The following is an 11,920-nucleotide window of genomic DNA, read 5'->3' as shown; positions in this document are numbered from 1 at the left end:
CATCCGTGTCGCGAGTGCTCTTCGGCGCCGCCTACTACCCCGAGTACCATCCCAGCGAGCTGCTGAAGACCGACCTGGACCTGATGGCCGAGGCCCGCTTCTCCGTGATCCGGGTCGGAGAGTCGGTCTGGTCCACCTGGGAGCCCGAGAACGGCCGGTTCGACCTCGACTGGCTGCAGCCCGCGCTCGACGGCGCGTACGAGCGCGGCATCGGCGTCATCCTGGGCACGCCCACGTACGCGGCGCCGCCGTGGCTGACCCGCCTCTACCCGGAGATCGCGGGCGAGCGCGAGACCGGGCGGCGCATCGGCTGGGGCGCCCGCCAGGAGATGGACTTCACCCACCCGGCGTTCCTGTTCCACGCCGAGCGCGTCATCCGCAAGGTCGTCGAGCGGTACGCCGGCCACCCGTCGGTCATCGGCTACCAGGTGGACAACGAGCCGGGCCTGCACCTGCTGCACAACCACGGCATCTTCCAGCGCTTCACCGACTGGCTGCGGCAGCAGTACGGCGACGTGCGGAGGCTGAACGAGGAGTGGGGCCTGGTCTACTGGTCGCACCGGCTGTCCACCTGGGCCGACCTGTGGACGCCCGACGGCAACGCCCAGCCCCAGTACGAGCAGGCGTGGCGGCGCTTCCAGGCCGACCAGGTGAGCGAGTTCATCGGCTGGCAGGCCGGCATCGTGCGCGAGTACGCCCGCCCCGAGCAGTTCGTCACCACCTGCATCGCCTACGACCGGCCCGCCGTCGCCGACGACGAGCTGACCGCCGGCCTCGACGTGGCCGCCGGGAACCCGTACTACGCGATGCAGGACGGGCTCGCCCTGCCCGCCAGGCCGCACGCCGCACAGGACTGGCGCACCCGCGACACGTGGGCGTTCTACCGGGTGGCCGACCGGATGTACTCCTCCCGGCAGGAGCCGTTCCTCGTCACCGAGACCAACGCCCAGGCCATCGGCGCGCCGTGGGTCAACCAGCCCGCCTACGACGGGCAGTGGCGGCAGGCCGCCTGGGCGCTCGTCTCCCGCGGCGCCTCCATGATCGAATACTGGCAGTGGCGGACTCTCGTGTTCGGCGCCGAGACGTACTGGGGCGGCGTGCTGCCGCACAGCGGCCGGCCCGGGCGCACGTACCGGGAGATCGCCCGGATCGGCGCCGAGCTGGAGCAGGCCGGCGACCTGGTGGAGGGCCTGACCCCGGACGGGGACGTCGCCCTGCTGTACTCCCACCCGAGCAAGTGGGCGCTGGCCGCGCAGCCGCCGCTCCAGGCGCCGGACGGCGGGCCCGACCGGCGCTCGTACGAGGCCGTCTTCGACGCCTTCTACCGCGGCGCGTTCGACGCCGGCCTGCAGGCGCGCGTGGTGCACGCCGGGCAGGCCGTCGCCGAGGAGCCCTCGGCGGTGGCGCGCCGGCACCCGGTGCTGGTGGCCGCCGGGCTCTACGTGGCCGACGACGCCACCCTCGACTGGCTGCGGGCGTACGCGGCGGCGGGCGGTCACCTCGTGCTCGGGCCGCGCACCGCGTACGCCGACCACGAGGCCCGCGCCCGGCGCGACGTGCAGCCGGCGCGGCTCGCGGAGGCGGCGGGGGCCTGGTACGACGAGTTCAGCAACCTCGACGCCGACCTGCCGGTGCGGGCGGTGGAAGGCTCGCCGCTCGCGGTGCCGGGCGGCGAGGCGGTGCGGGAGGCGCCGGGTGGTGAGGCGCTGCGGGCGGCGCCTGAGGACGCGGCAGGTGGCTGGGCCGGCACCCGGTGGGCCGACGGGCTGCAGGCCGACGGTGCGGACGTGCTGGCCTCCTACCGGCACCCGCACTTCGGCCGCTTCGCCGCCGTCACCACCCGCGCGCACGGGGCGGGCCGCGTGACCTGCGTCGGCACCCTCCCGAACCCGTCGCTCGGCCAGGCCCTGTTCCGCTGGCTGGCCCCGGACCCCGGCCCGTGGCACCCCGCCCCGTCCAGCGTCACCTCCACCGGCGCGACGGCCCGGGACGGGCGGCGGGTGCGGTTCCTGCACAACTGGAGCTGGGAGGAGACCGCCGTGCCCGTCCCGGTCGCCGTCCGCGACGTCCTGGACGGCGGCGAGCACGCCCCCGGGACGGAGCTGCGGCTCGGCCCCTGGGACGTGCGCGTGCTGGTGGAGGTGTAGGCACCACCGGCGCGTGCGCCCGCGCCGCCGCGCCGGTCGCGCGCGGGCTCGGCCGACTGCGCCGTCTCCGGCGGCGTCACCACGGTGGTGCTCGACGGCGGCACGGCCGGCGCGTCCCTGCTGCTGTCGGCACCCCAGCGGCCCGAGCTGACGATCGTCGGCACCAGCCTGCCCGAGGGGCCGTCGTGGTGGTGGCTGCTCGGCCTGTCCGGCACCACCCCGCTGGAGATCACGGTCAGGAACGACGGCGCCGCCCCGGCCGTGGACCCGCCGGTCAGCCTGTCGGCGGGGCCCGAGGGCGTTCCCGGCGCGACGGTCACCCCGCCGGAGCTCGGCACGATCCAGCCCGGCGAGCAGCGCACCTTCCGCGTGGAGGTGCCGCTGGAGGCTCCGGTGTTCGGCACGTTCGAGGTGTCGGGGACGATCCAGGACGCCGCCGTGCGCACCGGCGACTCGATCTACCCGCTGGGACTGCTCGCTCTGCTGGCCGTCCCCCTGCACCTGACGACCGCGTGGATCGTCTTCTCCACCGGGGTCCCGCCGTCCGCAGACCGCCCCTCGGCCCGTGCGGCCGGGGAGCCGGCGTCCGCGCCGCCCGCGCGGCCGGTGGCGAGCCGGCTCCGGTGACCGGGACTACCCGGTCAGGCACTCCCTGCCCTCGTCCCATCTCCACCGCACGTCCCGGCCGGTCAGGTGGACGCCGCCGATCCACCGGTCGACGCCGTTGAGCCTCACGTGGTCGGCCTCGCCCGCCAGCACGCGTTCGCCGTCGCCGGTCAGGGCGACCTCGGTGGCGGGCCCGGCGGGCGTGCCGGCGGGCCGGATGCGCAGCAGCGGGTGCGGGGCGGCGGCGAGGCGGTCGATCGCCGCGAAGCACCAGGTGTCCCCGAGGTAGATGCGGGCCTCGCGGGCCGAGGCGCGGGCGAAGACGTCCGCCGCCGTGGACCCCTGCCCGGCGGCGGCGAGAATGCGGCGTTCGGTGAGGGAGAGCCCGTCACGGGTGGAGGGGTATTCGCGGCAGAGGCGTTCGAAGGCCTCGCCGAGGAAGCGCAGCTCGGTGGAGCGGGCGGCGGCGACGGCGGGCAGCCCGTCCGGCGCGGGCGCGCGGAAGGCGGCCCACGCGCGGGTGGCCAGGTCGAGGGCGGCAGGGGTGAGGGTGGCGCAGGCCCGGGTCGCGGGCAGCTCGGCGAGCTGGTCGGGGCGCAGCTGGCCGAGCCCGCCGAAGCGGGCGATGCCGGGATGCTCGCCGATGCAGATCAGCGTGATGCGCCCGGCCGGCACCTGCAGCTCGGCCAGGCGGGACAGGATCTGCGCGATCTGGAGCTGGTCGTACAGGTCCGCCTCGAACCACAGCACGTACTCGCCGTCGCGGTGCGCCTCCAGAGCGGCGTCCCGGCGCTCGAACATGCGCAGGCCCTCGGCGTGGTCGTCGGCGCCCGCCCCCATGAGGAACGCGGCCCTGACCCGCCGCAGCTCCTCGTGCCCCAGCGCGGGCACCGGCCCCTCGTGCAGCGTGTCGCGCCAGTACACGATGTGCCGGGCCAGCCCCGTCCCGGCCAGGTCGGTGCAGTCGCCGTTGCTGACGTGCAGCGCCGCCGCCATCCGCGCCTCGGCGCTCTCGTCCAGCAGCCTGCGGCGGGCGATCGTGTAGGACTCGCCGGTCCTGGCCATGCGGGCGCGTACGCGCCGCTTGAAGTCCGCTTGCTTGGTCATGAACGTCTCCCGCGCACCCTCCGCGCGTCCCCCGGCGACCGGTGCGGCGGGCGCACGATCGGCGAACGGCTCCTCCGCCCGAGAGGTGAGCCTCCCTTTGCCTCCTGGAGGTGACCCGGCCGGGGCGGGTCGCCGGAGGTTGGGCGGGTGACGGCCGCCACTTCCCATGCTATCCGGACCCTCCTCGATCACCATGGACAACGCTGGTCAATGTGCCGTCCTGGCTGGTCAACGCGGCGCGCCGTACAAACGACGGCAGACAGCCCATTGAGGAGGCAATCATGACCAGCTTGTACGGCTCCGCCGAGCGGAGCGCGCCATGACCCGGCGCTCAGGCTCGCGCCGGCTCCTGGCCGCAGCCGTGACCGCCGTCGCGGTGATCTCCGCGGGCACGCTCCAGCTCGGCGGGACGGCCGCCTGGGCCGCCGCGCCGACGAGCCCCGAGTCGCCCGGCGAGCTCCTGGTTCCCCAGGTGGAGGAGGGCTCGGAGCAGATCAGGGACCCTGACGGCGACGAGGAGGCCCTGGATCCCGGCTCCGGCGAGGATTGCGAGGTCACGGATGCCGCGCCCGACGAGTCGGCCTTCGAGGTCACCGCCATCGACCGGGACCGGGTGCCGCGCCATGCCAGGCCCGCGCTGGCGAGGTCCGCCAGGGACGACAGGGTCAGCATCCCGCCCCCGGACGAGGCCAACGCCCAGCAGCGCTACTTCGGCGTCGACTACACGCTGCCGGCCGGCGTCGAGCTCACCTGCGTACGGGTGGACCTGCTCGACACCAGCCCGAAGGCCCGCGGCGCGGTGCTGCAGACCGTCACCCAGGCGGCGCCGACCGCCGACGGCGGCGAAGGGGTCAAGAGCGTCGGCCGGGGCAGGCTCAAGGTGCGGGTGACCTTCGACGAGCAGCACCCCTCCAAGGTGAGCAGCAAGCCGTCGCAGGTGACCAGGATCGGCTACCGGGTCAGCCTGTACGGCAGGGGCCAGGACGGCGCCGTGGTGACCACCAGCAAGGACTCCGCGAGCCTGTTCCCGCTGTGGCGGCTGCCCGCCGGGATCGGCAGGTTCGGGACGCGTTCCGAGGACGGCGACGACTGGTGCTCGTCCTTCACCCACGGCTGGCTGTCGGTCGCGGCCGACCGGGCGCTGCTGCCGGAGATCAACGACGTCTCCGGCGAGCACGCGCGCAACCTCGGTCACCAGACGCACCTGACCGGCAACGACCTCGACACGTTCCACCTCTACCGGTTCGCGGGCGTGAGGGCCGGCGCGGCCGGCTCCGGCGGCCTCAACTACGACAAGCTGGTGGCCGCGACGAAGGCCGCGATGAACGGCGGCGAGGAGGGGCTGCGCCAGGTCAGGGACTGGGCGCAGACGACCAGGACGCGGCTGGGCAGGCTGATCGACGACAAGAACGTCGTGCGGATCTACTACGCGGCCGGAAGCCGGGTCAAGGGAGACTCCCGGTTCGCGGTGGGCTGGGCGGCCGCCCTGCTCAGGGAGGGTGCGTACACCTTCACGAACGCCAAGAAGGAGCGGATGGAGCTCGACCTCGGGATCGGCGCCTGGAGCAGGATCGACAACCCGATCATCCGGGAGAAGGACTTCCGCACCGATCACAACGACCACCTCCACGTGGCGCTGAGCGAGACGAAGAGGAAGTAGCCGGCGCACCTGGCGCGTGATCGCCCGTGGAGCGAGCACGCGCCGTCGGTCGCATCACGGGCGACGCCGGAGCGGCGTCGGCTGCGTCACGGGGCGACGCCGGAGCGCGGGAGCTCAGCCGTAGCGCTTGGCCAGCAGATGGAAGGCCTCCTTCGGCTCCCACGACGTCTCACCGGTCACCCGGACGACGCCGTAGCTGGCCGCGTCGAGCTCCCCGGGCAGGTCGAACTGCGCGAAGGTGTTGACGAACACGCTGTCCACGCCCGCCTGCTCGCACACGTCCAGCACCTCCCGCAGGTAGGTGGCCTGCTCGCCCTCGTCACGCGCGAGCGGCCGGCTCAGCCCCACCGGCCGGTGCCCGTCGTACTCCACCACCTCCGTGCCCCGCGCCCCGAGATCGCCGGCGCCCTGGAACGTCATGCATCCCACCTCGGTGATCGCCACCGGCTTGCCGCTGCGCGCGACCAGGTCGCGCACCCCGTCGCGGTACCGGTCGGCGATCTCCGCCGACCGGTACAGGTCCATCCCGACGATGTCGAACGGCGACCAGTCCACGGACTCGAAGGGGATGGCCGCGTACGTGATCCTCCCGGTGAACCGCTGCCTGATCACCGTCACGGCGTCCTCCAGGAACGCGTTGATCAGCGCGGGCACCCGCCCGAGGTGCTCGCGCAGCCGCTCCGGCTCCGACAGCAGCCCGATCCGGTCCCCGATCGTGTCGCCGGGCAGGAAACCCCGGTTGAGCAGGCTGTGCTCCGCCCCCGCCACGAACACCATGCCGGTGCCCTCGATCCTCCCGGCACAGTCGGCGAACAGGTCGAGCAGCTCCGACGGCGACAGGTCGGCGGTGAACGGGGAGAACCACACCTCCAGCCCGGCGGCGGCCGCCTCGCGGGCGGCCGCCTCCAGCCTGCCGGGGTTCGAGCCGATGATCCTGACGGCCGTGCAGCGCAGGTCGCGCGCGATCACCCGGAGGTCGTGCCGGACGGCGTCGAGGTCGAACGTCTGCCTGGTGTCGTGGCCGCCGATCACGATGCCGGTGTCGTACACGATGCCCTTGCCGCGCATGTTCTCATCCCTTCCAAAAGGTACGGTACGTACCGTACCCTGGTACGCATGAGGCGTCGCGGTCAAGAGCTGGAGCAGGCCATTCTGAAGGCGGCCCAGGATGAGCTACTCGAATCCGGATATGCCCGGCTGACCATGGAACGGGTGGCCCAGCGGGCGGGCACCAACAAGAACGCGCTCTACCGCCGCTGGCCCAACCGCGCCGCGCTCGGCGTCGCCGCCTACGCGGGGCTGGCCGCCGAACGCACGGTGATCCCCGACACGGGCAGCCTGCGCGGCGACGTCCTGGCCCTGCTGCGCGCCGCCAACAGCCACTGGTCGTCGCCGCTCGGCGAGATCCTGCGCGGGCTGCTGGCCGGCGCGGCGGACGACCCGGAACTGCTGGCCATCCTGCACTCGCGCGCCACGGCCGGCACAACGGCCGGCACAACGGACGGGGCCACGGACGGCGGCGCGGGCATGTGGCAGGCCGTGCTGCGGCGGGCGGGCATCGAGGTCACGGGCAGGGTCGCGACGGTGGCGGTGGGCCTGCTGCGCAACGAGTTCGTCACCAGGGGCGAGCCCACCGTCCCCGACGAGGTGCTGGTCGAGATCGCCGACGAGGTCTACCTGCCGCTGGTCACGGCCCTGTCCCGCTCCCGCGACACCGGGCCCGCACCGGGCCCGCCCCCCGGGCGGGCCGCTCGGGTCACCTCCTGATCGGGATCCGGTCCAGCTGGAACGGCGTGGCGGGGGGCGCAGTCTTCGCCGTGGCCGTGGCGGACGGCCCGCAGGCCGCGGCCAGGAGGTGCTCCCAGACCGCCGCGTCAACGGGATGCGGCACCGGGTTGCCGTTCTCGTCGAAGCGCTGGTAACCCGTCAGGTTGAAGCCCATCGAGAAGCGGCGCTCGCCGTCCGGGCTGGAGAACGACACCGTGGTCATGCCGATGACCCCGCCCTCGTGCCCCCAGAACCGGCCGCACGGCAGATCCAGCGGGAAGATGCCCAGACCGTAGTCGGACACGGACGCGCCCGCCCTGAGCGGCACCGTCCTCATCATCTCGGCGAGCAGCCCGGCGTCGATCAGGTCGCCGCGCAGCAGCAGCCGGTAGAAGCGGTTGAGGTCCTCCATGGTCGAGACGATGGCGCCCGCCGTCCAGGCGAGCGACATGTCGTAGACGCTGTAGTCCCTGGGCGGGTCGATGAGCCCGGACAACCCCTCGTACGCCTTGGAGTGCGGCCCCGGGATGTGCGGGGTGCGCGGGAAGGACGTGTGGCGCAGCCCCGCCTTGCGGATGACGTGGTCGGTGATGTACCGCTCGGCCTTGACGCCTGTGACCTTCTCCAGCAGCAGGCCCGCGACGATGTAGTTGGTGTTGGAGTACTCACCGGGCGTCACCCCGGGCTGGCCGGTCGCGGGGGCGGCGAGAGCCAGGTCGATCAGCTCCTGCGGCTGCCAGGTGCGCAAGCGGTTGGCGTCCAGGTCCTCGACCGTCCGGAAGATCAGGTGGTCGTAGTCGGAGAGGTGGCTGGTGTGGTTGAGCAGCATGCGAACGGTGATCTGCTGCCCGCGCTCGCCCGGGATCAGGCCCGGCAGGTAGCGGGCCACGGGCGCGTCGAGCTCGATCGTGCCCCGGCCGACCTGCTGGAGGACGGCCACGGCGGCGAACGTCTTGGTGATGCTGCCGATCCGGTGCACCATGCCGGGGTGTACGGGGCGGCGGGTGTCCACGTCGGCGACGCCGGCGGCGCCCTTCCAGCTCTCGCGGCCGCCGGCCACGTGGGAGTAGGTGCCGTACATGCCGGCCTCGTGGACGGCGTTCAAACTCTGGCGCAGTCGCTGCCGGTCCAGCTCGGAGCCCTGGGCCCCCGCGGCGGTTCCGGACAGCGTCGTGGCTCCCACCGATAACGCGGCGAGAAACGCGATCATGATTCTTCTCAAGGTCCCCTCCTCAGCGTGTGAGTACCTCGATCCTCGACCGGCGCCGTCCGGTCGGGCCATCCGGCTGGAGGAGGAACGGCGCGTCATCCTCAGGTACCGGCGAGGGTGTCCACGGTGGTCCGGTCAACGCTGGTCATCATGGTGAGCAGGCCGGTCATCACATCCGGTCGTATTCAGGAGCGGAGGGCCGCTCCGAGGGAGGGCGGCAGCCGGCATCCAGGGGGCCACGATGACGAGCAAGAGAGCGGCGGGTGGGCGGCACAGGCAGGGACAGCCGGTGCCCGTGCCCGCGCCACCGGACCGGACCCAGCGCCCCGCGCGCGGCGAGCGGGGCCAGCGCCCCGTACGGGAGGAGCGGGGCCGGCGCCCCGTACGGGACGAGCGGGCGGACAGGAGTGATCGGCCCGACGAGGCGGCCGTGGCCACGGTGCAGTTCCGGCAGGTCCGCCCGGCGACCCCGCCACCACGCCGGACACAGGCTCCGGCGCCGCCTCCCCGCCCGGCCGAAGCCGTGGCGCCGCCGCCCCGCACCGCGACGGCCCCTGCGGCGCACGCCCTCGCGCCCTCCGCGCAGGCACCCGTACCTACGCCGCAGGCACCCGTACCTACGCCGCAGGCACCATCATCCCCAGCACAGGCGCCCGCATCCCCAGCGCAGGCGCCCGCCTCCGTGGCGCGGGCGCGACGGTGGCGGGGGTCCATCAAGGTGTGGGTGGCGGCCGGAGTGCTCGCCCAGGTCGGCTTGCTGGCCGTCACCCTGCTCAACCAGGACGCGAAGCCCACCACGGCACTGGCCGCACCGGCCGGGCCCACGGCCGCCCCCACCGCCCGGCCCACCCGCTCGGAGGAACAGGCCACGCGGGAGCGCAGGACCGGGAGCGACCTCGCCTTCTCGGCCGTCGCCGGCCCGAGCTGCCCCCGCGACACCACCCGGAGCGTGAACATCATCGGCGCCCCGGGCCGGGCTGGCTGGAAGGACGCCAGGGCCGGCGGCTGGACCGGCGCGGGCTGCGGGGAGGGCTTCCTGTTCTCGGACCTGACGTACGACCCCGCCGCCGCCGTACGAACGGCGAACACGTTCCAGTGGCGTTTCACCACCGGCCTGCGCGGCAGGCACCAGTGCGCGGTGGGCGTGTACATCCCCAACTCGGGCCTGGCCGGACAGCGCGTCTGGTACACGGTCAGCGACGGCTTCGACAAGGACGCCCGCACGGTCGCCGAGTTCACCCTCGACCAGCGCATGCGCCGCGGCACCTGGGTCGCCGCGCCCTCGACCGTCACGGTCACCGGCGGCCTGGTCATGGTGGAGATCAAGGACACCGGCAGGGGCAACACGACGGGCGACCAGTCGATGGTGGCGGGCCCCGTCCGGCTCTCGTGCGCCTGAGCTACGGCTCGACCGCCTCCACGACGGAGACCACCGTCCCCGTCGGCACGACCCGGGACATCCGCAGCCCGGCCGCCGCGAGCAGATCGGCGAACTCCGCCTCCGTGCGCTCCCGCCCGGGGAACGCGGTCATCAGCATCATGTCCACGGCCTTGGCCTGGTGGGGCTCGTTGCCGGGCGGCACGACCGCGTCGATGACCAGGATCCGCCCCCCGGGCACCATCGCGCGCCGGCAGTTGCGCAGGATGGTCACGCAGCTCTCGTCGTCCCAGTCGTGCAGGACGCGCTTGATCACGTAGACGTCCGCCCCGGCGGGCACCTCGGCGAAGAAGTCGCCGGGCACCACCCGCCAGCGGCCCTTGACCTCCTCGGTGTCGAGCCGGTGCCCGGCCACCACGTGCTCCTCGTCCATCAGCACGCCGTCCAGGCCGGGACGCCGGCGCAGCACCTCCAGCAGGAACCCGCCGTGCCCGCCGCCGACGTCGGCCACGACCCCGGACCCGGGGAAGTCGTAGGCGGCGGCGATGAGCTCGTTCTCCTGGTCGGAGAAGGCCGCCATGCCGGTGTGGAAGGCGGCGGCGGTCTGCGGGCTCCCGGCGATGTAGTCGAAGAACGACATGCCGAAGATGTCCTCGAACACCGAGCCGCCCCGCTGCAGCGACAGCTCCACCTCGCCGGCGGGCCGCCACAGGGTGGTGTCGGTGAGCATGATGACGGCCGGCCGCGCCGACAGGGGCGCGTCGGAGCGCAGCGCCTGCCCGATCGGGGTGAGGCCGAAGCGGCCGTCGGCCAGCTCCTCGAAGACGCCGCGCGTGGCCAGCACCCGCAGGACCCGGCGCAGGCCCGCCTCGTGCACGCCGGTCTGCCCGGCCAGCTCCGCCACGGTCAGCGGCCCGCCGGCCAGCAGGTCCGCGACGCCGAGCGAGGCCGCCGCGCGCAGCGCGCCCGGGTAGACGTAGCCGAGCGCCTCGTCGATGAGGTACCGCGTCGCTTCCCGCCCGTCGGCGGGCCTCTCACCGCTGATCTCTGTCGGCATGGCGAAGCCTCCGGTCGGCTGGGGATCCAGGAGACACGGTAAACGCGCTCTGCCGAGGAGACAAGCGGGGCGCGCGGCCTCCCCGGAGCAGCGGCAGGCCGGGCGCGCGAACCCTCTCAGCGGCGGGTCAGACGCGGCGGCCGACACCGGCCAGGACGCCGCCCTTGGCCAGTCCAGGCGGCAGGTACGGGTCGTCGTTGCGCCACTCCTGAGCCGGCACGATCCCGGGCTCCAGCAGCTCCAGCCCGTCGAAGTAGCCGCGCACGGTCTCGCGGTCGCGCCAGGCGACCGCGCCCGAGGCCGAGCGCCGGTAGACGCCGCGCGCCTCGTCCAGCCTGTCCGGGTCGCCCTCGCCCGGCTCGACGTAGCCGTGCGAGAGGACCAGGTACCCGCCCGGCGCCAGCGTCTCCCGCAGGGTGGCCGCGATCGCGGCCACCTCGCCGTCGTCGTGGAAGAAGTGCAGGACGGCGGCCACGACGATCGCCACGGGCCGCTCGAAGTCCAGGTGGGCGGCGGCGGCCTTGAGGATGTCCGCCGGCCGGTGCAGGTCGCCCTGGACGGCGAACGTGTCGGGGTTGTCGGCCAGCAGGGCCTGGGCGTGGGTCAGCACGATCGGATCGTTGTCGACGTAGACGACCTTCGAGCCCGGCGCGATGCGCTGCACCACCTGGTGCACGTTGTCCTGCGTGGGCAGCCCGGCGCCGATGTCGAGGAACTGCCGCACCCCGGCCTCGGCGAGGTGCTGCACGGCGCGGGTGAGGAACCCGCGGTTGGCCAGGGCCACCTCCCGCACGTCGGTGCCGGCCTCGCGGGCGAGCCGGATGATCTGCTCGGCCGCCTCCCGGTCCGCCGCGAAGTTGTCCTTGCCGCCCAGGTAGTAGTCGTACATCCGGGCGACGCTGGGCACCGTCGGGTCGATGCCCTGGGGAACGTTCTCGTCCACCGCTGCCTGCCTTCCTCGCCTGGACGGGATCATACGGGTAAATCC

Annotated in this window: 10 protein-coding genes; 5 read left to right on the top strand and 5 right to left on the bottom strand. The window is 73.8% G+C overall.

The genetic code is table 11. From position 1 onward, the window contains the following. Positions 1-5: 5 nt before the first annotated feature. Both HD597_RS22595 and HD597_RS22590 read left to right on the top strand, forming a co-directional pair. Positions 6-2,147 (top strand): beta-galactosidase, encoded by a 2,142-nt coding sequence (locus HD597_RS22595; RefSeq protein ID WP_253744674.1) that lies wholly within the window; start codon positions 6-8, stop codon positions 2,145-2,147. A gap of 84 nt (positions 2,148-2,231) precedes the next feature. Then, entirely contained in the window at positions 2,232-2,774 is a 543-nt protein-coding gene (locus HD597_RS22590; RefSeq protein WP_253744673.1) for a hypothetical protein, read from the top strand. Between the two features lie 6 nt (positions 2,775-2,780). Here HD597_RS22590 and HD597_RS22585 read toward each other — a convergent pair whose 3' ends face one another. Continuing rightward, entirely contained in the window at positions 2,781-3,860 is a 1,080-nt protein-coding gene (locus HD597_RS22585; RefSeq protein WP_253744672.1) for a hypothetical protein, read from the bottom strand. Positions 3,861-4,179: 319 nt separating this feature from the next. On the opposite strand from HD597_RS22585, the gene HD597_RS22580 reads away from it, so the two are divergent. Continuing rightward, complete coding sequence (locus tag HD597_RS22580; protein WP_253744671.1) at positions 4,180-5,520, top strand: hypothetical protein; 1,341 nt, start codon at positions 4,180-4,182, stop codon at positions 5,518-5,520. Positions 5,521-5,634: 114 nt separating this feature from the next. Here the strand turns inward: HD597_RS22580 and HD597_RS22575 are convergent, their stop codons facing one another. Beyond that, on the bottom strand, positions 5,635-6,588 hold the full coding sequence (locus HD597_RS22575) for a glycoside hydrolase family 113 protein (RefSeq protein WP_253744670.1): 954 nt from the start codon (positions 6,586-6,588) through the stop codon (positions 5,635-5,637). Positions 6,589-6,636: 48 nt separating this feature from the next. Here HD597_RS22575 and HD597_RS22570 point away from each other — a divergent pair, with 48 nt between their 5' ends. Continuing rightward, complete coding sequence (locus tag HD597_RS22570) at positions 6,637-7,287, top strand: TetR/AcrR family transcriptional regulator (protein WP_253744669.1); 651 nt, start codon at positions 6,637-6,639, stop codon at positions 7,285-7,287. On the opposite strand, the gene HD597_RS22565 is transcribed toward HD597_RS22570, so the two are convergent. Further along, the gene (locus HD597_RS22565; protein ID WP_253744668.1) at positions 7,277-8,509 is read right to left on the bottom strand and encodes a serine hydrolase domain-containing protein; all 1,233 of its coding nucleotides are present in this window, start codon (positions 8,507-8,509) and stop codon (positions 7,277-7,279) included. The two genes, HD597_RS22570 and HD597_RS22565, sit on opposite strands and share 11 nt — an antisense overlap. Before the next feature lie 229 nt (positions 8,510-8,738). On the opposite strand from HD597_RS22565, the gene HD597_RS22560 reads away from it, so the two are divergent. Then, positions 8,739-9,896, top strand: a complete 1,158-nt coding sequence (locus HD597_RS22560; protein ID WP_253744667.1) for a hypothetical protein — start codon at positions 8,739-8,741, stop codon at positions 9,894-9,896. Between the two features lies 1 nt (position 9,897). Here HD597_RS22560 and HD597_RS22555 read toward each other — a convergent pair whose 3' ends face one another. Together HD597_RS22555 and HD597_RS22550 are read right to left on the bottom strand one after the other, a co-directional pair. Then, entirely contained in the window at positions 9,898-10,932 is a 1,035-nt protein-coding gene (locus HD597_RS22555) for a methyltransferase (RefSeq protein ID WP_253744666.1), read from the bottom strand. A gap of 127 nt (positions 10,933-11,059) precedes the next feature. After that, positions 11,060-11,875, bottom strand: coding sequence for an SAM-dependent methyltransferase (locus tag HD597_RS22550; RefSeq protein WP_253744665.1), 816 nt, complete (start codon positions 11,873-11,875; stop codon positions 11,060-11,062). Positions 11,876-11,920 lie beyond the last annotated feature (45 nt).

The sequence above is a fragment of the Nonomuraea thailandensis genome, from assembly GCF_024172165.1.
GTDB classification, from domain to species: Bacteria; Actinomycetota; Actinomycetes; order Streptosporangiales; family Streptosporangiaceae; genus Nonomuraea; species Nonomuraea thailandensis.
Note: the sequence above shows the minus strand (reverse complement) of the source record. Positions and strands in the feature narration are given on the sequence as shown.

Excerpts from the sequence above, each read along its gene's own strand:
- HD597_RS22585 (WP_253744672.1), bottom strand. The coding sequence starts at position 3,860 with ATGACCAAGCAAGCGGACTTCAAGCGGCGCGTACGCGCCCGCATGGCC.
- HD597_RS22580 (WP_253744671.1), top strand. The coding sequence starts at position 4,180 with ATGACCCGGCGCTCAGGCTCGCGCCGGCTCCTGGCCGCAGCCGTGACC.
- HD597_RS22575 (WP_253744670.1), bottom strand. The coding sequence starts at position 6,588 with ATGCGCGGCAAGGGCATCGTGTACGACACCGGCATCGTGATCGGCGGC.
- HD597_RS22570 (WP_253744669.1), top strand. The coding sequence starts at position 6,637 with ATGAGGCGTCGCGGTCAAGAGCTGGAGCAGGCCATTCTGAAGGCGGCC.
- HD597_RS22560 (WP_253744667.1), top strand. The coding sequence starts at position 8,739 with ATGACGAGCAAGAGAGCGGCGGGTGGGCGGCACAGGCAGGGACAGCCG.
- HD597_RS22555 (WP_253744666.1), bottom strand. The coding sequence starts at position 10,932 with ATGCCGACAGAGATCAGCGGTGAGAGGCCCGCCGACGGGCGGGAAGCG.